Source organism: Agrobacterium leguminum (assembly GCF_005144435.2).
Taxonomy (GTDB): domain Bacteria; phylum Pseudomonadota; class Alphaproteobacteria; order Rhizobiales; family Rhizobiaceae; genus Agrobacterium; species Agrobacterium leguminum.
Window position 1 is genome coordinate 1041463 of sequence record NZ_CP120212.1, and the last position, 19177, is coordinate 1060639.

Genomic DNA, 19177 nt, shown 5'->3' on the forward strand with positions numbered 1-19177 from the left:
GCCGGCTCGATTGATCGTCAGTCGTCGTCACCCTGAAACACCACCTCGCGACGGCGCATGATCGCCGGCATCGCCATCATGATGACGACCATGCCGGACAAGGCGAGCAGGGTGGCGCTGATCGGATGGGTGACGAATGTCGAGAAACTTCCCTGCGAAATCAGCAACCCAAGGCGCATGTTCTGCTCCAGAAGCGGACCGAGAACGAAGCCCAGCACCAGCGGTGCCGGTTCGCAGCCGATCTTGCGCAAGAAGAAGCCGACAATGCCGAAGACCGCGCAGAACAGAACATCCACGACACTGTAGGACAGGCCATAAGCCCCGATGGCGCAGAACATCAGAATGGCGGGGCACAAAAAGCGGTAGGGAATGCCGAGAAGGCGAACCCAGATGCCGATGAGCGGCAGGTTCAGCACCAGGAGCAGAAGATTGCCCACCCACATGCTGGCGATCAGCCCCCAGAAAAGGTCGGGCCGCGATTGCATGACCTCCGGTCCCGGCGTAATGCCCTGGATCATCATCGCGCCGACCATCAGCGCCATCAGGCCGTTGGCGGGAATGCCGAGCGTCAGAAGCGGGATGAAGGAGGTCTGCGCGCCGGCATTGTTGGCGCTTTCCGGCCCTGCGAGCCCTTCGATTGCGCCCTTGCCGAAACGGGATGGATCCTTGGCGATCTTGCGTTCCAGCGCGTAGCTCGCGAAAGAACTCATGATCGCACCACCGCCGGGCAGCACGCCGAGGAAAGAGCCGAGCGCCGTGCCACGCAGGACGGCCGGGAAAGCCTGTTTGAAATCCTCCCGCGTCGGCATCAGCGATCCGGTCTTTACCGCTCCCGCATCCCGCTCCACGCCCTGCTGCAGGTTGAAGAGGATTTCGCTGACGCCTAGCAGCCCGATGGCAAGAACGACGAAATCGATGCCGTCGAACAGTTCCGCCATGCCGAAAGTGAAACGCTGCTCGCCCGATGTCGGATCGATGCCGACGAGGCTGAGCGCGATACCGAAGGCAACCATGCCGACCGCCTTGACCGGCGATCCGCTGGACAGGAACACGGCAAATAGCAGCCCGAAGATCACCAGACTGAAATAATCGGCCGGGCCGAAGGCAAGAGCAATGGCCGAAAGCGGTTTTGCGACAACGACGATCAGAACGGTTGCCACCGTGCCGGCAAAAAACGACCCGAGCGCCGCCGTGGCCAGCGCCACACCCGCCCTGCCCTGCCGGGCCATGGCATAACCATCGATGCATGTGACGACGGACGAGGATTCGCCCGGCAGGTTAACGAGGATCGCCGTTGTCGAGCCGCCATATTGCGCGCCATAAAAAATGCCTGCGAGCATGATCAGCGCCGCCGTATCCGGCATCGTATAAGTGATGGGCAGAAGCAGCGCGACGGTGGCGGAAGGGCCGATGCCCGGCAGGATACCGATCATCGTGCCGAGCGTGACACCAAGCAGGCAGTAGAAAAGGTTTACCGGCGTGACGGCCACACCGAACCCGAGGATGATATTGGAAAGAAGATCAGTCATGGCAGCAGCGGTATCCTCTGTCCGAGGCCGACAACGAAAATGAGGATGCAGGCGAGGATGAGCACCGCCGAAAGCAGCAGAACTTCAACCGGCCGGATCCTGCCATAGGCGATGCAGGCGAGCACGATCAGTACGAAGGCGGCGGCGATGAAGCCTAGTGGCTCGATCAGCAGCGCAAAGCCGGCAATGCCGGCCACCGCCAGAAACGGACGCATTTTCGGCGCCACCCAGGCTTCGGACGGTGTCTTTCCCAGCAGATCCTGCAAAAGCAGCGCGATACCCAGTGCAAACATCAATGCCGCGATGACCGTCGGCATATAGCCGGGCCCGGGCTGGAAATTAGTGCCCATGCTCAGCGGCCGCGCGCCGTAATAAAGCCCGGCGGCGGCCACCAGAAAGAAAGCCCCGGATAAAATATTCGCCGTCAGTTTCGAGCCGTGTTCGGCCATGATTATCTCCCCTCCTCATCGAGAAATACGCCGCGCCTCCCGACACGGCGTATCCAACGTTTAATCACTGGCTCAATCGGCCCAGACACATCCTTTCGAGCGCATCATTTCATAGCGATCCTCGATATCCATCTTGCCCTGACGGTGCAGCTCCATCATGTGGTTCTCGTGATCGTCACGCTCCTGGCAGGCCTTGACGAGTTTCGGGATATCCTTCTCGCGAACGACGACGACGCCGTCATCATCGCCGCAGACGATATCGCCGGGGCTGATCAGTTCCCCGCCGACCACGACCGGATGGTTGATGGTGCCTAGCGTGTCCTTGGAGGTGCCCTTCATGCAAAGGCCGAGCGAGAACACCGGGAAACCGATCTCGCGCAGACCCTTGCCATCGCGCACGGCGGCGCTGACCACGAAGCCGACAATGCCCTTTCCGATGCAGGCGGCAGCCAGCACATCGCCGAAGCCGCCCTGATTGGGATTGTCGCCGCCATCGATGACCAGCACATCACCGGGCTTTGCCAGATTGATGGCCTCGAAAATCATCAGATTGTCTCCGATATGGCATTTCGCGGTGATTGCCGGGCCGCAGATTTTCAGGCCGGGCTTGATCGGCTTGATGCGATAATCGAGAGCACCGAGCTTGCCCTGCGCCTCGTGAATGGTGGCAGGGCTGAATTTGCTGATTGCCTCGATATCGGCTCTGGAAGGGCGCTGGAAATTACGGATGACATGGGCCATTGGCCGGATTCCTTTCAACAGTGGGTCATAGCCGGACCGCAGACCGGCCCAGGCATCATTTGGTGGGGGTGAGAGAAGCGGTCGTACCGGCCGCTTATTTTGTCCAGGGCTTGCTTTTCCAAAGCTCGGCCAGATTGGCGTTGCCCTTCTTGAGCGCCTCGGCAAATTCGGCCTGTGTCAGCGGCAGCATTGTCAGCTCGCGCTTTTTGGCATCGGCAAGATAATCCGGATCCTTCAGCGCCTTCTGGAAGGCATCGACCAACTTTGCCTCCACATCCGCGGGCAAGCCCTTCGGCGCACCGAAGCCCGCCAGCAGGCTGAACTGAACATTGTAGCCGGCTTCCTTGAAGGTCGGCACATCAGGCGAAAGCGGCGAACGCTCGGCACCGGAGGTCGCGAGCACACGCAGCGCGCCGGAACGATTGTCGGCGAAGACCTCGTTGAGATTCATAAAACCAAGCGTCACGTGGTTGCCGAGCATGGCAAGCCGTGCCGGCCCGCCACCATTGAAGGGCACGAAATTGAGCTTCACGCCCGCCGCTTCTTCAAACAGCAGCGCGGTGATCTGGCTTGGATGACCGATGCCCGTCACGCCAACGACGACCGGGTTCGCCTTGGCCGCCTCCACGAACTCCCTGGCGGTCTTGATCGGCGATACCTTGTTGACCGTCAGCGCCAGATCTCCGCCGATCTGGTTTGCAAGCGGCGTGAAGGCATCCTCCTTGTAGCTGGCATTGCCCTGCACGATCGGCGAATACATCGACGGGAAATTCAGCGCCCCGATGGTGTAACCATCAGGCTTGGCATTGGCGATATAGGTCGCGCCGATCAGACCGCCCGCCCCTTCGCGGTTTTCCACCACGACCGACGTGCCGAGATATTTTTCAAGATAGGGCACCAGCGCCCGCGACTGGATATCGGTGCCGCCGCCGGCCGGATAACCGATGACGAGCGTCACCGGCCGCTCCGGATATTCCGCCGCCGCCCCTCCCGCAGCCAGCATTCCCGCCGCCGCCAGCATGCCAAACAGAGATGTCTTCAAACGCATATCTTTTCCTCCCCGATACGCTTTCACCGGGGAGGCTAGGAAGAAGCCATCAACAATACAAATACCGAGTTTTCAATTTACCCATACAGATCGTTTATGGGTTGGATGCCGGCTCGCGTCTCGCGACGGCCCGCAAAAGGTCGCGGAACAGCCTGAACGTTCGCTCATCCACCTCCCTGCCCTTCAGCAGATGTATGGAGCGATAAATGACGGGCTCGGTAATATGCGCGGCTTGAAGCTGGCCGGCTTCCTGCTCCTGCTGCACCGAATTCCATGACAGGATCGTCGCACCGATGCCGGCGCTGACGGCGCGTTTGATCGTATCCTGCCCGTCAATCTCCATGGTCACGTTCAGTGTTATTCCGGCACGGGCAGCGGCCTCGTCGATCGATATGCGCAGCGGATTGTCCTTCGGCGGCAGGATCAGGTTGAGCCCTGCCGCAGCCTCAAGCGGCATCGACCGGCCGATAGGCCTTGAAGAAACGGCAAACAGGCTCTCCTTGATGATAAGATCGTCGGCCTTGTCCTCCGCACCGACCAGCGCAACGGCCATATCCACCTTGCCGAGACGAATGAGCCGCAGGGATTCGTCATTGCGTGCCTCTATCAGCCGCAGCGACACTTTGGGCATCGAAGCGGCAACCTCGCTGATAATGCTCGGCGCAAAGGCGGTCGCCCAGGAGGGAATGAGGCTCAGCCGGATCACCCGCTCATCCAGATAGGCCATGGCCCGGATTTCCGCCTCCGCCTGCCGCACCTTCTCGGTAATCTCCCGCGCATGGGAAAGCAGGACTTCACCCTTTTCCGTCGCCTTCACGCCCCGCGCCAGCCGGTGCAGCACGGGAAAACCCACCAGCCGTTCCAGTTCCGTAATGTGATGGCTGAGCGCCGGCTGGGCTATCCCCAATTGTCGCGCCGCCGCCGACATGGAGCCGCAATCGGCAATCGCGACCAGATATCGCAGCCTGCGCAAATCCAACATGCCCGCTTAAACCTCCCGCCGGTTCGAGATGCGATCATGACACCAAATCACCGCGCGGGCCTAGGGGAAAAGCGCCGCCCGGCGGTCCTGCCGGCCTTCAGGGAAGTGATGGGGTAAGACAAGATTCTTATGACAGCCGGCTAAGGCTTTTCTCCGCTTCTTCCCCATGACACGGTTTGGGCTGCGATGGGGAGCGGGATGAATCCTAAGACCGGAATTTTGCTCAAGCTGACGGCCATGCTGGCATTCACAGTCATGTCCGCCTGCGTGAAGGGCCTGGACGGGGCGATCCCCGTCGGCGAAGTCGTCTTCTGCCGGGGATTTTTTGCCCTCATTCCCCTCTGTCTCTGGTTCATCGCCTCCTCGGAGCGGATAACCGTGCCGGCCAAAAAGAACATCGGCAGCCTGCTCGCGGGCAGCTCGGCCGGGCTTGGCGGCATGTTCTTCGGCTTTCTGGCGCTCGCCTATCTGCCGTTGGTGAATGTGACGGTGCTGAGCTACACGACACCGCTTTTCACCATCATGCTGGCGGCGCTGCTGCTTGGCGAAAAAGTGCGGATATATCGCTGGTCCGCCGTGCTGACCGGTTTCATCGGCGTCTTCATCACGCTCTCGCCGAAACTGATCTTCGATGCCGCCTCAGGCCCCGCTCAAATCGACAGCGTCGCGATGATCGGAACCGCACTGGCGCTGACCGGTGCGCTTTGCGCGGCCTTTTCCTCCATCGCCGTCCGCCATCTGAACAGCATCGAAAAGCCGTCGCGCATCGTGCTCATCTATACGCTGACGGGTGTGGTGGCCGGTCTCGCTACGCTCGGATTTGGATGGAAGATGCCGGATTTTCACCAGTTCCTGCTGCTCGCCGGCGGCGGCCTTGCCGGCGGCATCGGCCAGATCGCCATGACGCTCAGCCTGCGCCACGCCCAGGCCTCGCTGCTGGCGCCGTTCGACTATACGACAATGATATGGGCAATCGCCCTCGGTTATCTCTTCATGGCCGAAGTGCCGACGGGTGCGACCATCATTGGCGCCTTGACGGTCATCGCCGCCGGGCTTTTCGCCATGTGGCGCGAAAACCGGCTGGCGAAACAGGCCGTCAGGGAGCCGACAGCGTCAGCTGTTCCGTAACACGCTTTTTGTGCAGCCGCCTTTCCCGCCACAGCGTGAACAAACCGGCGGCAACGACGATAGAAGCCCCCAGAATGGTCGTCAGAGCCGGAACCTGATCCATGAAGGCATAACCGATCAACAGCGCCCAGATCATTGTTGTGTAATCGAACGGCGCCAGCAGCGAGGCCTCGGCATAACGCAGGCTGAGCGTCACCAGTATCTGCGCGGTTCCGCCAATGAGACCGGTGCCGATCAGCAGGGTCCATTGCCACGCGGTCGGCATTTTCCAGCCCATGCCGATGCTCGCGAAACCAATGACGGTTGTGAGCAGGGTGAAATAGAAGATGATTGCGCCGGTATTTTCCGTCTGTGTCAGATGCCGAATCTGGATCATCGATATGGCGGAGAAAAAAGCCGCCGCCAGACCGAACATGCCGCCGAGCATGGCGACGCCGGAACCGGAAGCGACATCCGAAACATCGAAGGAAAAATGCGGCGACAGGATCAGCACGATGCCGCAGAGCCCGACGACCACCGCCGTCCAGCGGTAAATCCTGACGACTTCCTTGAGAAGCAGCACCGCCAGAATGACGGTGAAGAGCGGTGTCGCATAACTGATAGCCGTCGCGTCGGCCAGCGGAATATAGGCCAGCGCCAGATAGCTGAAGACCATGCCGCCGGTGCCGGAAAAACTCCGCACCAGATGGCCACCAATATGGCTGGTTGCCACCTGCCTTCGAAAACCGCCCTGCGCCGCCATCCACAGACAGAGCGGCAGCATGGCCACCGCCGATCTGAAGAAGACCACCTGCCCGATGGGTATCTCGCCCCTGAGGCTGCTGATGCAGGCGCCCATCAGCACCAGAGCGAGCGCTGCGGAGATTTTGAGGAGAATGCCTTTGCGGGAATCCATGGTTCGTTCCTTCGGACGTCTTTGAACCGTTTCACCACGCGGCGGCGGGATATCAAACCGCAAAGCAATGTCCATAGGAACTTCGTCTGACCCCATCAATCCCGCCCCCATGGTAGCTATTGCTGATGGACAGGGTGCGGATTCCGCTCCGCTCGCCTGCCGCCGTGGGGACAAAAAAGACGTTGGAAACCAATATGGATCTGGAAAAGATCAAGAAACTGATCGAGTTCGTCGGCTCTTCGCGAGTATCCGAATTGACCGTGAGCCAGGAGGGAACCACGGTCCGGATCATCCGCGAAAACAATACCGTTTCACCGTACGCGCCACCATCGCAGCCACGGCCCGTTCCGGTGGCGGAAACGGCATCCGAGACACCCCGCGCCGAAGAGAAGGCTCCTGCATCCGCCGCAGCCGTACCGGCGTCATCCGGCATCGTCGCAGCACCCTCATTCGGCCTTTTTCATCGCGCCCCGAGCCCGGGTGCGGCGCCTTTCGCTGAAGCCGGCGATGAGGTGAAGGAAGGACAGGAACTCTTCATCATCGAGGCGATGAAAGTATTCAACACCGTGAGGGCCGAACGAAGCGGCCGGATCGCCAGATTTATCGCCAATGACGGCGAAGACGTCGAACTTGGACAGCCGGTGCTGGAGTTCGAATGATGGATGCGACACTCCCAAAGGTGGCTGAGCCAAGAGCATTCGACAGTGTCCTGATCGCCAATCGCGGCGAGATCGCCTTGCGGGTGCAGCGCGCCTGCCGTGAACTCGGTCTGAAGACCGTCATGATCTATTCGGAAGCCGACAAGGATGCCGACTATCTGAAGGCGGCCGATACCGCCATCTGTATCGGCCCGGCCTCTCCCGCTCAGAGCTATCTCAACGTGCCGGCCATACTGCTCGCGATGGAGCTGACCGGCGCTGGCGCGGTTCACCCCGGTTATGGTTTTCTGTCCGAAAGAGCGTCTTTTTCAGAAGCCGTGGAGGCGGCGGGGGCGGTCTTCATCGGCCCGCGCGCCGACGCCATCCGCACCATGGGCGACAAGATCGCGGCGAAGCGGGCAATGATGGAGGCCGGCGTGCCCTGCGTGCCCGGCCCTGATTCCGCCCTGCCGGATGATATGGCGGAGGTTTCGAAAATCGCCGCCGAAATCGGCTATCCCGTCATCGTCAAGGCGGCCGGCGGCGGCGGCGGGCGCGGCATGCGTGTCGTGTACGATGCCTCCGCCCTTCAAGATGCCGTTCTCGTCACGCGGGAGGAGGCGAGCCGGGCCTTCGGGACGCCGGAACTCTATATCGAAAAATTCCTCGAACATCCGCGCCATGTCGAAATTCAGGTTCTCTGCGATGGTCAGGGCGGCGGGGTCTGGGTGGGCCTGCGCGATTGTTCCATGCAGCGCCGACACCAGAAGGTCGTCGAAGAAGGCCCAGCCATCGGCATCCCGCCCGATGTTGCGGCTTTCGTCGGCAATCGCTGCGTCGAAGCCTGCCGCCAGATCGGTTATCGCGGGGTCGGCACCTTCGAGTTTCTTTACGAGAATGGCGAATTCTATTTTATCGAGATGAATACCCGCCTGCAGGTCGAACATCCGGTCACGGAGATGACCTCGGGCGTGGATCTGGTGCGCCAGCAGCTTCTCGTCGCTCTCGGCTATCCGCTCGAGATTTCGCAGGACGATATCGTCTGCGAGGGCCATTCGATCGAATGCCGCATCAATGCCGAAGACCCTTACAACTTCATCCCCTGCCCCGGCCTGATCACGGCGCTTCACCTGCCGGGCGGCCCCGGCGTTCGCGTCGATACCCATGTGACGGCGGGTTATCGGGTTTCGGCCCATTACGATTCCCTGATCGCCAAGCTCATCGTCCATGCGCCGACCCGCGAACAGGCGATCCTGCGCATGCGGCGCGCGCTTGGCGAAATGCGCATCGAAGGCGTTTCCACCAACCTGCCGCTGCATCGGGAAATATTGCAGGACCCGGCCTTTTCCGAAGGCGGCACGGATATTCATTACCTCGAGCATTGGCTTGCAGCGCGGAGTGCAAAGTGAAGCGACAGCCTGTTTCCATATCCCGCTACAGCGAGCCCGGCACGATTGCCGATCTTGCCGCTCACCTCGAGCGCAACAACGTCTCCGCCATTGAAATAGAGACGCCGGATGGGTCATTGAAGATCGTCGCCATGGCAGGCGGTCAGACCCCTGCCGCACAGCGGCCCATTGAAGCGGCCAAAGTGCCGGTAAAAGCGAGCGATATTCTTGCCCGTGCACCGATGGCCGGCATCTTCACGCCCGCCCATCCGCAGCGCCCCGACCGGGCGGTTCGGAAAGGACAATCCGTCGCGAAAGGTGAGATCGTCGCATTCGTGGCGGCAGGCCCCGTGATCGTTCCGGTCATCGCCGAAAAAGACGGCACCGTCAGCGAAATCGCGGCGGAAACCAGCACGCTTGTCGGCTATGGCTCCACCCTTCTCAAGACCGAAACATGATGGTGACGTCGATGAGCAACCTTCCGCTGAAAACGCCCCACCTCACCCCCGCCCATCTGGGTCTGCCGAAAATCTCGATGATCGGCAACAAGACGTTTCTGATCGAAGCGCCCGGCGAGCTGGACCTACCCGCCCAGAGGCGCATCTGGGCGCTGACGCGCGCGCTGAAGGATCGCCCCGAGGTGCTGGAACTCATACCCGGCATGACCAACCTGCTGATCGTGCTGCGCGGCACGCCTGAAGATGCCGGGCGTTTGCAGGACGAGCTTCTCGACATCTGGCAAAGGACGGCGGAACTCGATCTTCTGGGCAAGACCATCGAAGTGCCGACCACCTATGGCGGCGAACACGCCATCGACCTTGCGGCGATCTGCGATTATTCCGGCCTGCCGGACAAGGAAGTCGTGCGCCTGCATTTCGAGCGGACCTATACGGTTTTCGCCGTCGGCAGCGCGCCGGGCTTCGGTTATCTCGGCGGCCTCGACCCACGCATTTTCATGCCACGAAAGAAAGTCCCGTCGCTTCGCATGTTGAAGGGCATGGTGACGATCGGCGGCATGCAATCCGGCATCTCGGTTCTGACCGGGCCGAATGGCTGGAACTCGCTGGGCTTCACCGAAATCACCATGTTCGACGCCACCGCCGAACAGCCGGCGGTGCTGGCGCCCGGTGACCGCGTTCGTTTCCTTCCCGAAAGGATCGAACTATGATCCATATTCTTGCCTGCGGACCGCTGAATACCGTGCAGGATCTCGGCCGCGCGGGTTACCGCAATATCGGCATCACCGCCACGGGCGCGATGGACCCCATCGCGCTCAGGGTCGGCAATATTCTTGTCGGCAACGGCGAGGATGCTGCTGCCATTGAAATCCAGACCTTTCCGTTCCGCATCGAATTCGAAGAGGCACTGACCTTCGCCGTAACCGGTGCGGATTGCGCCGCCCGGCTCAATGGTGCCGATCTGCCGCCCTACTGGTGCGTTAGAGCCGAGAAGGGGCAAACCCTTGAGCTTTCGACGCCCATGAAAAATGCGCGCGCCTATCTCTGCCTTCAGGGCGGCATAGACGTTCCCGTGGTCATGGGATCACGAAGCACCTCGCTTCGCGGCTCCTTCGGCGGCCATGAGGGACGCCATCTCACCACCGGCGACAGGCTGTCCGTTCTGCCATCCGAACCACTGGTGCTGCCGGCAAGCGGCCTCGGTGTCATGCCGCTTGCGGAGGCGATGCCGGACATGTTTCCGGTATCTGACAAGGGCGAATTGCTGCTGAGAGCCATTCCCGCCGCCGAACATGATCTTTTCGGCGAAGGTGCGGAACGTTTCTGGTCCGAAGCCTGGAAAATCACCTCGCAGAGCGACCGCACCGGCTACCGGCTTGCCGGCACGCCACTTATGCTTTCGGCTCCCGTCGAGTTGCGCTCCTATGGCGTCATTCCGGGTGTGGTTCAGGTGCCGCCGGGCGGCGAGCCGATCATCCAGATGAGCGACGCCAACACGGCCGGCGGTTATCCCAAGATGGCGGGCATTATCGACAGCGATCTGTGGCGGCTCGGACAGGCGCGCATCGGCAGCCGCATCCGCTTCGTGCAGGCAACGGTGCGCGAGGCGCTGGAGGTCGAACAGGCGATCGACGCCTATTTCGCCGATATCCGTAAGACCCTGCCGCTGGTCACCGCCGCACTCGGCACGCTCGCGAAACGATAATCCTGAAAAACATGGAGAGGGAACCATGAAGATCGATGTTAATTCCGATATGGGCGAAGGTTTCGGCGTCTATAAGGTCTGCGACGACGAGAAGCTTATGGAAGTCGTCTCTTCGGCGAATATCGCCTGCGGCTTCCATGCCGGCGATCCGGAAATGATGGCGCGCATGGTGCGTCTCGCCAAACGAAACGGCGTCGGTGTCGGCGCCCATCCGGGCCTTGCCGACCGCCTCGGCTTCGGCCGCCGCGAAATTCCCGTCGATGCGGAAGAAATGGAACAGCAGGTTCTTTACCAGCTCGGCGCGCTTTCGGCGATTGCCAGGGCGCAGGAGGTTGCGCTCTCCCATATCAGCTTCCATGCGGCCATGGGTAACATGATCAACCGCGATGCGGCGCTTGCGGAGCGGATCATGAAAAAGATCAGGGCGGTCGATCCCGATCTCATCGTCTTTTCGATGCCGGACATGCTGATCGAAAAGGCGGCTCTGGATTGCGGGCTGAAAGTGCTCAACCTCTTTCTCGCCGACCGCGCTTATGATGTGAAGGGCCAACTCGTGCCACGCAAGCTGCCCAATTCCGTCATCAAGGAAGAAGAAAAAGTACGCGCACGCGTGCGCCAGTTTCTGGAAAAAGGCACGGTCACGACCATCGAGGGCGAGACCATCCCCGTTCGCGCCAGATCGATCCTCGTCCACAGCGATACGCCCGGCTCGCTGGAGCTTGCGCGCACGGTGCGCAGCGAAGTGGAAGCCTGCGGCGGCAGCGTCGTGCCGGCTCGCGAAGTAGTAGACTGAAGCGGCATACGCCTCATATCCTGAAGCACAAAAGCAGGGCACCGCATTCCATGTCAGGAGCGCGGTGCCGTAATTTTGTCGGCTATGGAATACGGCCCGGATTTCGATCCGTCGCCAGCCGGGCCGCCTGAGCGACCCGGCCGCGAAATCATCAATTCAGCTGGATCACGTGATTGCTGTCGCTCGTCCAGCTCAATCTCACCCGGTCGCCAGCGGCGCTGACGGCATTGGTGAAACCTTCCGTCTGGGTCTGCCGGTACGCGATCATCGGCTCGCCATTGTCTAGCCGCAGGTAGTAGTGCAGCATGAAGCCGCGATAAACGACCTGCTCCACCCTTGCCATCGTGGAATTGCTGGCGTTTTCACCCGCATCGGCCGCAAGCGGTGACACGGAAATCGCCTCGGGACGAACCGTGACGACGACCTTGTCGCCCTGAACCGCGCCGATGTCATCCACATCGAGCCGCACGCCGGCACCGGTCACAAGCCGTGCGGCGCGGCCGTTGCGTTCCACCACACTCGCCTCGAAGAAGTTCGAGGCGCCGATGAAACCGGCGACAAAGCGCGTCAGCGGCTTCTGGTAGATTTCACCTGCCGGTGCGATCTGTTCGAGATTGCCATCCCGCATCACGGCAATCTGGTCAGCCATGGTCAGGGCCTCGTCCTGATCGTGGGTCACCATGATGGTGGTGAGGCCAAGCCGCTGCTGCAGGCTGCGAATCTCGACCTGCATGCTTTCCCTCAGGCCCTTGTCGAGTGCGCCGAGTGGCTCGTCGAGAAGAAGCATCGAAGGCTCGATCACCAGCGCGCGCGCCAGCGCCACACGCTGCTGCTGACCGCCGGAAAGCTGCACCGGCAGTCGGTCGCCGAAGGCGTGCAACTGAACGAGATCGAGCGCCTGTTTAACGCGCCCTTCCCGGTCGGCCTTCGAGATGCCCCGCATCTCCAGACCGAAGGCGACATTTTCGGCAACGGTCATGTGGGGAAACAGGGCGTAGTTCTGGAAAAGCATGCCAACATTGCGGCGGTGAACCGGGGTGCGCGTGGTCGGCTTGCCGCCGACCACGATTTCACCCGAGGTAGGATCGACAAGCCCCGCAATCATGCGCAGGCAAGTCGTTTTCCCGCAGCCGCTCGGGCCGAGAAGCGCCAGGATTTCCCCTGCCTTGACGGTAAGCGAAACATCATCGACGGCAACGACCTGACCGCTGTAATGCTTGGTCAGTCTTTCCAGGCGGACTTCTACGGATTTCATCAGCGTTCCTCAGCCGTTAAAGGTCTGGTTGTATTTTTCGAGCCATTGGGCGCGGCGCGGAATGATGTATTTCCAGTCCGGCGTGAAGAGGTTGAGCGATTCCATCTTCGCTTCCGGATAAGCGAGGAACTTCGCCGTATCTGCGCCGAACTCGATGCCCTTGACGGAAGGGGCGCTCAGCGTCGCTTCCGAAAGCATCTTCTGCACGCCCGGATCGAGAATGCGGTTGATATAGGCAAGCGCGAGATCGCGGTGCGGTCCGCCCTTTACCAGCGCAATGGAATTGATGCCGGTGAATGCGCCTTCCTTCGGGAAGGTCATGTCCAGCGGCACGCCCTTCCTGGTGTGCGGATAAACCGCCTTGGAATATTCGATGCCGCCGAAATCCGCCTGGCCCTGTGCCACCATCATCGTCTGCGCTTCCGCGTCATAGATCGAGAGCACGTTCGGCTTCAGCTCGGCGAGTTTCGCCCAGCCGGCATCCGTATCATATTGCGCCTCTTTCAGCGGCTTGCCGGTCGCAAGGGCGGCCGCCACCATCAGCATCAGAACGCTCTGGGTGTTCTTCGGCGTGTTGAGAAGCATGCGGCGGGCATATTTCTTGTCGAACATCTGTTCGTAGCTTTCGAACGGCTTGCCCGTCGTCGGATTATAGAACAGGCCGGCAATCGAGATTGCAAAACCGACGCCGAAATTGTCTTCGAAAAGATAGCGCGAATAGACGTTCTTGAGGTTGGGGATTTCGTCCGCCGGCAATTGCTCGATCAGGCCTTCCTCCTTGGCCTGCGGAACGCCGACATCGTCCATCGACATCACGCTATATTGCGGATTTTCGCGGGTGGCGCGCAGCGTGGCGATATTGGCGAGCGTCGCGCCTTCGGTCGTCAGCACCCGGCACTTATATTCCTTTTCGAAAGCCGGGATCACTTCCTTCTTGATCAACCCGCCCTGCGCCGAATTATAGACGCCGACATACATGGTGCGGTCCTGTGCGGAAGCCGCGGTGTAGAAATAGGGTGTGGCGAGCGCGCCTGCGGTGACTGTCAGGAAACTGCGCCGTTTCATGATGATGGTCTTGTCTGTCATTTCCGGTACCCCTCTTGTTGTTGATTTACATAGCCATTGCCCGGCGCAGACCCACCAGCCTGTCGAGGACGAGCACGACGGTCACCGCCAGAAGGATGATGATGGTGGACATGGTCGCGACCGAAGGATCGAAGACCGTGCCGATCTGGCGATAGAGAACGATGGGCACGGGCAGGTTCGCGGAATCCGCCAGCCACATCGAAACGGGATAATTGTCGAAAGAAACCATGAAGCAGAAGATCGAACCGGAGGCGACGCCGGGCGCGATCTGCGGAAAGATCACCCGCGTGAAGGTTTTCCAGCGGGTGGCGCCAAGCGTGCGCGCCGCCTCCTCGAGGCTGACATTGACGAGCTGAAGGCTGGTCAGCACCGTGCGGATCACATAGGGCGACGTTACGACGGTGTGGGCGATGAGAAGCTTCAGCTTGGTATCCATCCAGCCATAGCCGGAGAAAAGCTGCAGCAATGCCAGGCCGGTCACCAGCACGGGAAAGATCAACGGCGAAAGCAGCAGCCCTTTCATCAGCGAACGGCCGATGAATTTTCCACGGGAGAGTGCGAAGGCTGCCGGAACGCCGAGCGCCAGTGAAAGGATGGTGGTCGCCACCGCCAGCGCCGCACTGAAGGTGAGGCCAGCGGTAAATTCCTCATTCTGCATCACCGCCGCATACCAGCGGAAGGTGAAACCCTGCGGCGGGAAGGTGACGAAATAGCTGTCGGAAAACGAGATGGCGACGACGAGAACGATGGGGGCCAGGATGAAGACCATCATGGCGGCGGTGATCGCGTAAAGGACGATGGCGGAAGTGCCGGTCAGCTTGTTGTTCATGACGCGCTTGCCTTGATACGACGCCCGCCGAGCAGCCGCATCGAGACGGCGTTGATCAGAATGACGATGAAAACGAGGATGGTGGCGATGGTGGCGCCGAACGGCCAGTCATAGACCGCGAGAACCTGCTGTTCGACCATGTTGCCGAGCATCTGCGAGCCGGGACCGCCGATCAAAGCGGGAATGACGTAGGATGCCGAGGCCAGAGAGAAGACCAGCGTGAAACCCGCGACCAGACCGGGAAGGCTGAGCGGGAAGGTGATCCGCAGGAACACTTTCCATGTCGGTGCGCCCAAAGTTCTGGCGGCCTGCTGCAGATTCGGATCGATCTTTCCGAGAGCCGAGGACAGCGGCAGCACCATCATCGGGAAGAAAATGTGCAGGGAGCCGATAATAACGGCGGCATCCGAAAACAGCAGCGCCATCGGACTGTCTATGATGCCCAGATTCATCAGCACGTAGTTCAAGAGGCCGGTCGGACCGTTGCCGAGAATGAGCTGCCAGCCATAGGCGCGCACCACGACGCTGACGGCCAGCGGCGCAATCACGATCAGTGTAATGATACGGGTCGTGACGATATTGCCGCGCACGAGAACGGTCGCGACCGGATAGGCCAGTATCGCCGCAAGAACCGAGGTGATCAGGCTGATGCGGATCGTCGCCCAGAGCACCTTCTGGTAAAGATCGACCTCGAAAAACCTGACATAATGGGCAAGCGTGAAGGGGGAGCCGATCAGACCCTGCGAATTCTGGGTCATGACGCTGAAGCTCATCAGCCGAACCGCCGGCCAGAAGAAAAAGATCAGCAGAAAGATCAGCAGCGGCAGGATGAGGATGCCGGGCGAAAACAGCCGACGCTCGAGGGCTTTCCAGCCGGAAACTCCACGGCGTGGCGGGGCATGTGGTTCCATGATCGCAATATCCGACATCTATACTCCCGTCGCGTTGAATACGGCACGAGGCATCGCTTTGAGCCGGACGAGATCGTTCAGGCCCTATGACTAGAATTTGCTGGGTGTGCTCCCTGTCGAGGCATCCGGTCTTTTGTCGGCGCCTGTCGCATATTTCTGCATTTTCGCGCCGGTTACCTCTTTGGGTAACATTGCCCGACGCGTCGTTCCCTTGTTGTTACGCCAAGCTTAGGGGCTAAGCCGACGGGCTGCATAATATTTTATTCCTCTGAGGTCATCGCATACGCATATGGACTGCCCACCCCATTTTGGCGGCGATGCATCAAAATCCCGTATGACCTCACATCGAAGTCGTATTGGGGAAACGGCGGAAAATTCCCGTAACCTCCTTGTCATGCACTGGCATCGCGACGATGCCTGCCTTCACCGTTACAATCGGAAATAATCCATGCCCACCATCGCCCAACGCCTTAACAACGTCACCGTGTCAGCTTCGCTCGCCATGACCCAGAAAGCGCGCGATCTCGCCGCTCAGGGCATCAAGGTCATCAGCCTGTCGTCCGGCGAGCCGGATTTCCCGACGCCTGCCCACGCGGTAGAGGCAGCGCATGCGGCGGCCCTTGCCGGCGATACGAAATATCCGCCCGCCGACGGAACGCCGGCGCTACGGGCCGCGATCCAGCGGAAGTTCAAGCGCGACAATAATCTCGACTACGATCCGAGCCAGATCCTGGTGGCGGGCGGCGGCAAGCAGATCATCTTCAACGCCATCATGGCCACCTGCGACCCGGGCGATGAGGTCGTCATTCCCGCGCCGTCGTGGATCAGCTATGCCGATATCGTGAAGTTCGCGGGCGCCGTGCCTGTGCCGGTGGTTTGCCCGGAGAATAACGGTTTCCGCCTGCGCGCCGAAGATCTCGAAGCCGCCATCACCCCGAAGACCAAGTGGCTGCTTTTCAACTTCCCCAACAACCCCACGGGCGCCGCCTGCTCCCGCGCGGAAATGAAGGAAATCGCCGAGGTCATGCTGCGGCATCCGCATGTCTGGATCATGACCGACGACATGTATGAGCACCTGATCTATGACGACTTCGAATTCTGCACCATCGCCGAAGTCGAGCCGCGCCTCTACGATCGTGTCCTGACCGTCAATGGCGCATCGAAAGCCTATGCCATGACCGGCTGGCGTCTCGGCTTCTGCGGCGGCCCGAAAGATCTCATCAAGGCGATCAGCAACGTCAATACCCAGAACAGCGGCGGTGTCGCCACCATCGTGCAGGCTGCCGCCGTCGCGGTTCTCGACGGCCCGCAGGATCTGCTGAAAGAGCGCGCCGATATCTACAAGACGCGCCGCGATTTCGTGCTCGGCAAGCTTTCGGAAATCGAGGGGCTTCGCTGCCACAAGCCGGAAGGTGCCTTCTATATCTTCCCGAATATTGCCGCGCTGATCGGCAAGACGACGAAGGGCGGCACGAAGATCGAGAACGATACCGATTTCGTCATGGCGCTTCTCGCCGAACATCACGTTGCGACAGTGCAGGGCGCGGCCTATGGCCTGAGCCCCTTCTTCCGGCTTTCCTATGCCACCAGCATGGAGAACCTTGCCGAAGGCTGCGCCCGCATCGCCGAATTCTGCAATGGAATGAAATAGGGAGAACAGCATGTTGGGAGGAAGGGGCCGTGTCATCATGGTTTCCGGCGCATCGCGGGGCCTTGGCCTTGCGGTCGCCAAAAGGCTTCACGAAGCCGGTTTCACCGTCGCGGCGGGAGCGAGAAATCCGGCCGCCGTGGCGGTGAAGGACCGGCTTTCGGCCGATCGCTACGATGCGGAAGAGGCTGGCTCGGCGGAGGCCTGGGTTGAGGCCGTTGCCGCCAGATATGGCCGGATCGACGGGCTGGTGAATTGCGCCGGCATCAACCCCAAAGTCCGGGTCATGGATGCGGGTGAAGAAAGCCTCGACCAGATGTGGCGCATCAACGTCAAGGGTCCGCTGAGGGTAACCCGCGCCGCCATTCCCCATCTCGTAAAAACCGGACAGGGCAGGGTCATCAATGTCGCTTCGCTGGCAGGACGCCGCGTAGGGTCGAATGTGGGTTATGCGATGACGAAATTCGCCGTCGTTGCCCTCACCCATGGTATCCGGCAGGAATTGTGGGACAGCGGCGTGCGCGCCACCGCCCTTTGCCCCGGCTATATCGCAACCGATATGACCGTTGGCGAAACGGAAGTCAGCCGCGAGGATATGACCCAGCCGGACGATCTCGCCGAAATGGTGGAAACCCTGCTTCGCCTGCCGAACAACCTTTCGGTAGCCGAATTGCTGGTGAACTGCCGCAAGGAAGCAATGCTTTGATCTTTTCCACGCGCGGCACCGACAAACGATGCTGCGCGTGGCCTTAAAACCGGCCTGACCCTTTTATTTCAGGGTCTCCGCCAGTTGCAGCAATATCTCCTTCACGGCAAGCGCAGGCTCGGAGAGCGGCGTATTGTCCGATACGCAGAAGGACAGCGTTTCCTCGATCATCGGGCTGGCGATCTGCCTGACAACGATTTCCTCATTGGATTCCGCCACGATGCGGTCGGCGATGGCCTTGGGCGTTATGGTCGCGCCAAGCCCGGCATCCACGCCGCGCGCTATGGTCCTTACCGATTCCAGCTCCGCCATCACGATCAGATCCTTGCGGCTGCGGGTGAACGCAAGATTGATGGCGCGGCGCACGAAATTATAGGTCGGCGGCAGAAGAAAGGGTAAAAACGCCAGATCGGCGACCGTGATCGGCGCATCGCCCGGTTCCACGCCGAAGCTGCGGTGCACGACCAGAACGAATTCCTCACGCAACAGCGGCGTGAACTTGACACCCCGGATTGGCCCGACGCCGTGGATCAAACCCATTTCCAGACGGCCGTTCATGATCATCTGGCTATAGGGCTGGCTGACGCTTTCCGTGATGTGCAGCAGAATGCCGGGATGAAGCCGCTTGGTTTCCTCCATCAGACGCAGCGAAAGCGTGGCGGCGCTGCTGAAGGGCGCAAGGCCCACGGATACCTTGCCGGAAAGCACAGCGCCTGCTTCCAGAGCCTCCGCCTGCGCCTGCTCCATCTGCCGCAAAATGACCTGCGCATGCCTGTAGACGACCTTGCCGGCATCGGTCATGACAACGCCCTGCTGGCTTCGGGTCAGCAGTTTCTGGCGGAAATGCTCCTCGATGCTTGCCAGCTGCTGGCTGAGCGCCGGCTGGGCAATATGCAGCACATCGGCCGCTCTTGTTATGCTACCCATGTCGACAATCGTGATAAACGATTTCAGGCGCCTGATATCCATCTGCTGTTGATCATCCCAT

The 19177-nt window shown here is 60.6% G+C and carries 20 protein-coding genes; 9 read left to right on the forward strand and 11 right to left on the reverse strand.

All coding sequences use genetic code 11. The annotated features are described in order from the left end of the window. Positions 1-17: 17 nt before the first annotated feature. The 5 genes from CFBP4996_RS19340 to CFBP4996_RS19360 all read right to left on the reverse strand — a co-directional run bounded on the left by CFBP4996_RS19340 (position 18) and on the right by CFBP4996_RS19360 (position 4749). Positions 18-1529 (reverse strand): tripartite tricarboxylate transporter permease, encoded by a 1512-nt coding sequence (locus tag CFBP4996_RS19340; protein ID WP_080854162.1) that lies wholly within the window; start codon positions 1527-1529, stop codon positions 18-20. Continuing rightward, on the reverse strand, positions 1526-1978 hold the full coding sequence (locus CFBP4996_RS19345) for a tripartite tricarboxylate transporter TctB family protein (protein ID WP_003519679.1): 453 nt from the start codon (positions 1976-1978) through the stop codon (positions 1526-1528). Before CFBP4996_RS19345 ends, CFBP4996_RS19340 begins: the two co-directional genes overlap by 4 nt. Before the next feature lie 72 nt (positions 1979-2050). Further along, positions 2051-2719 (reverse strand): 4-carboxy-4-hydroxy-2-oxoadipate aldolase/oxaloacetate decarboxylase, encoded by a 669-nt coding sequence (locus CFBP4996_RS19350; RefSeq protein ID WP_080854161.1) that lies wholly within the window; start codon positions 2717-2719, stop codon positions 2051-2053. Between the two features lie 94 nt (positions 2720-2813). Next, positions 2814-3767 carry a tripartite tricarboxylate transporter substrate binding protein gene (locus CFBP4996_RS19355; RefSeq protein ID WP_080854160.1) on the reverse strand — a complete coding sequence of 318 codons (954 nt, stop codon included), beginning with the start codon at positions 3765-3767 and terminating at the stop codon, positions 2814-2816. A gap of 94 nt (positions 3768-3861) precedes the next feature. Further along, positions 3862-4749 carry a LysR family transcriptional regulator gene (locus CFBP4996_RS19360; protein ID WP_080854159.1) on the reverse strand — a complete coding sequence of 296 codons (888 nt, stop codon included), beginning with the start codon at positions 4747-4749 and terminating at the stop codon, positions 3862-3864. 198 nt (positions 4750-4947) lie between these two features. On the opposite strand from CFBP4996_RS19360, the gene CFBP4996_RS19365 reads away from it, so the two are divergent. Next, a complete protein-coding gene (locus CFBP4996_RS19365; RefSeq protein ID WP_080854158.1) occupies positions 4948-5877 on the forward strand; it encodes a DMT family transporter in 930 nt (309 codons plus the stop codon). Here CFBP4996_RS19365 and CFBP4996_RS19370 read toward each other — a convergent pair. Continuing rightward, on the reverse strand, positions 5846-6772 hold the full coding sequence (locus tag CFBP4996_RS19370; RefSeq protein WP_080854855.1) for a DMT family transporter: 927 nt from the start codon (positions 6770-6772) through the stop codon (positions 5846-5848). The genes CFBP4996_RS19365 and CFBP4996_RS19370 overlap by 32 nt on opposite strands. A 194-nt stretch (positions 6773-6966) precedes the next feature. Between CFBP4996_RS19370 and accB the strand changes: the two genes are divergently transcribed. From accB to CFBP4996_RS19400, 6 genes are read left to right on the forward strand one after another with little or no spacing between them, the layout of a single operon-like run. Next, entirely contained in the window at positions 6967-7431 is a 465-nt protein-coding gene (gene accB / locus CFBP4996_RS19375; RefSeq protein WP_080854157.1) for an acetyl-CoA carboxylase biotin carboxyl carrier protein, read from the forward strand. Continuing rightward, positions 7428-8819, forward strand: coding sequence for an acetyl-CoA carboxylase biotin carboxylase subunit (gene accC / locus CFBP4996_RS19380; RefSeq protein ID WP_080854156.1), 1392 nt, complete (start codon positions 7428-7430; stop codon positions 8817-8819). Before accB ends, accC begins: the two co-directional genes overlap by 4 nt. Beyond that, positions 8816-9256 (forward strand): acetyl-CoA carboxylase biotin carboxyl carrier protein, encoded by a 441-nt coding sequence (locus CFBP4996_RS19385; protein ID WP_080854155.1) that lies wholly within the window; start codon positions 8816-8818, stop codon positions 9254-9256. Before accC ends, CFBP4996_RS19385 begins: the two co-directional genes overlap by 4 nt. After that, the gene (pxpB, locus tag CFBP4996_RS19390) at positions 9253-9966 is read left to right on the forward strand and encodes a 5-oxoprolinase subunit PxpB (RefSeq protein WP_080854154.1); all 714 of its coding nucleotides are present in this window, start codon (positions 9253-9255) and stop codon (positions 9964-9966) included. The genes CFBP4996_RS19385 and pxpB overlap by 4 nt, the downstream gene beginning before the upstream one ends. Continuing rightward, complete coding sequence (locus CFBP4996_RS19395) at positions 9963-10961, forward strand: 5-oxoprolinase subunit C family protein (protein WP_080854153.1); 999 nt, start codon at positions 9963-9965, stop codon at positions 10959-10961. Before pxpB ends, CFBP4996_RS19395 begins: the two co-directional genes overlap by 4 nt. A gap of 25 nt (positions 10962-10986) precedes the next feature. After that, complete coding sequence (locus CFBP4996_RS19400; RefSeq protein ID WP_080854152.1) at positions 10987-11754, forward strand: 5-oxoprolinase subunit PxpA; 768 nt, start codon at positions 10987-10989, stop codon at positions 11752-11754. Positions 11755-11905: 151 nt separating this feature from the next. On the opposite strand, the gene CFBP4996_RS19405 is transcribed toward CFBP4996_RS19400, so the two are convergent. Genes CFBP4996_RS19405 through CFBP4996_RS19420 form a run of 4 tightly spaced genes read right to left on the reverse strand, consistent with a single transcriptional unit; the run spans position 11906 to position 15853 of the window. Further along, the gene (locus CFBP4996_RS19405) at positions 11906-13009 is read right to left on the reverse strand and encodes an ABC transporter ATP-binding protein (protein ID WP_080854151.1); all 1104 of its coding nucleotides are present in this window, start codon (positions 13007-13009) and stop codon (positions 11906-11908) included. 9 nt (positions 13010-13018) lie between these two features. Beyond that, on the reverse strand, positions 13019-14095 hold the full coding sequence (locus CFBP4996_RS19410) for an ABC transporter substrate-binding protein (RefSeq protein WP_080854150.1): 1077 nt from the start codon (positions 14093-14095) through the stop codon (positions 13019-13021). Positions 14096-14120: 25 nt separating this feature from the next. Then, positions 14121-14924, reverse strand: coding sequence for an ABC transporter permease (locus CFBP4996_RS19415; RefSeq protein WP_003519698.1), 804 nt, complete (start codon positions 14922-14924; stop codon positions 14121-14123). Continuing rightward, on the reverse strand, positions 14921-15853 hold the full coding sequence (locus CFBP4996_RS19420) for an ABC transporter permease (protein ID WP_080854149.1): 933 nt from the start codon (positions 15851-15853) through the stop codon (positions 14921-14923). The genes CFBP4996_RS19415 and CFBP4996_RS19420 overlap by 4 nt, the downstream gene beginning before the upstream one ends. A 430-nt stretch (positions 15854-16283) precedes the next feature. Here CFBP4996_RS19420 and CFBP4996_RS19425 point away from each other — a divergent pair, with 430 nt between their 5' ends. Together CFBP4996_RS19425 and CFBP4996_RS19430 are read left to right on the forward strand one after the other, a co-directional pair. After that, positions 16284-17486, forward strand: a complete 1203-nt coding sequence (locus tag CFBP4996_RS19425; RefSeq protein ID WP_035225097.1) for a pyridoxal phosphate-dependent aminotransferase — start codon at positions 16284-16286, stop codon at positions 17484-17486. 10 nt (positions 17487-17496) lie between these two features. Continuing rightward, positions 17497-18189, forward strand: coding sequence for an SDR family NAD(P)-dependent oxidoreductase (locus CFBP4996_RS19430; protein ID WP_080854148.1), 693 nt, complete (start codon positions 17497-17499; stop codon positions 18187-18189). Between the two features lie 63 nt (positions 18190-18252). Here the strand turns inward: CFBP4996_RS19430 and CFBP4996_RS19435 are convergent, their stop codons facing one another. Further along, positions 18253-19158, reverse strand: a complete 906-nt coding sequence (locus CFBP4996_RS19435) for a LysR substrate-binding domain-containing protein (RefSeq protein WP_080854147.1) — start codon at positions 19156-19158, stop codon at positions 18253-18255. Positions 19159-19177: the final 19 nt, after the last annotated feature.

Bases quoted from the DNA above. Each gene is read 5' to 3' on its own strand.
- CFBP4996_RS19340 (WP_080854162.1), bottom strand. From the start codon at position 1,529: ATGACTGATCTTCTTTCCAATATCATCCTCGGGTTCGGTGTGGCCGTC.
- CFBP4996_RS19345 (WP_003519679.1), bottom strand. From the start codon at position 1,978: ATGGCCGAACACGGCTCGAAACTGACGGCGAATATTTTATCCGGGGCT.
- CFBP4996_RS19350 (WP_080854161.1), bottom strand. From the start codon at position 2,719: ATGGCCCATGTCATCCGTAATTTCCAGCGCCCTTCCAGAGCCGATATC.
- CFBP4996_RS19355 (WP_080854160.1), bottom strand. From the start codon at position 3,767: ATGCGTTTGAAGACATCTCTGTTTGGCATGCTGGCGGCGGCGGGAATG.
- CFBP4996_RS19360 (WP_080854159.1), bottom strand. From the start codon at position 4,749: ATGTTGGATTTGCGCAGGCTGCGATATCTGGTCGCGATTGCCGATTGC.
- CFBP4996_RS19365 (WP_080854158.1), top strand. From the start codon at position 4,948: ATGAATCCTAAGACCGGAATTTTGCTCAAGCTGACGGCCATGCTGGCA.
- CFBP4996_RS19370 (WP_080854855.1), bottom strand. From the start codon at position 6,772: ATGGATTCCCGCAAAGGCATTCTCCTCAAAATCTCCGCAGCGCTCGCT.
- accB (WP_080854157.1), top strand. From the start codon at position 6,967: ATGGATCTGGAAAAGATCAAGAAACTGATCGAGTTCGTCGGCTCTTCG.
- accC (WP_080854156.1), top strand. From the start codon at position 7,428: ATGATGGATGCGACACTCCCAAAGGTGGCTGAGCCAAGAGCATTCGAC.
- pxpB (WP_080854154.1), top strand. From the start codon at position 9,253: ATGATGGTGACGTCGATGAGCAACCTTCCGCTGAAAACGCCCCACCTC.
- CFBP4996_RS19395 (WP_080854153.1), top strand. From the start codon at position 9,963: ATGATCCATATTCTTGCCTGCGGACCGCTGAATACCGTGCAGGATCTC.
- CFBP4996_RS19400 (WP_080854152.1), top strand. From the start codon at position 10,987: ATGAAGATCGATGTTAATTCCGATATGGGCGAAGGTTTCGGCGTCTAT.
- CFBP4996_RS19405 (WP_080854151.1), bottom strand. From the start codon at position 13,009: ATGAAATCCGTAGAAGTCCGCCTGGAAAGACTGACCAAGCATTACAGC.
- CFBP4996_RS19410 (WP_080854150.1), bottom strand. From the start codon at position 14,095: ATGACAGACAAGACCATCATCATGAAACGGCGCAGTTTCCTGACAGTC.
- CFBP4996_RS19415 (WP_003519698.1), bottom strand. From the start codon at position 14,924: ATGAACAACAAGCTGACCGGCACTTCCGCCATCGTCCTTTACGCGATC.
- CFBP4996_RS19420 (WP_080854149.1), bottom strand. From the start codon at position 15,853: ATGTCGGATATTGCGATCATGGAACCACATGCCCCGCCACGCCGTGGA.
- CFBP4996_RS19425 (WP_035225097.1), top strand. From the start codon at position 16,284: ATGCCCACCATCGCCCAACGCCTTAACAACGTCACCGTGTCAGCTTCG.
- CFBP4996_RS19430 (WP_080854148.1), top strand. From the start codon at position 17,497: ATGTTGGGAGGAAGGGGCCGTGTCATCATGGTTTCCGGCGCATCGCGG.
- CFBP4996_RS19435 (WP_080854147.1), bottom strand. From the start codon at position 19,158: ATGGATATCAGGCGCCTGAAATCGTTTATCACGATTGTCGACATGGGT.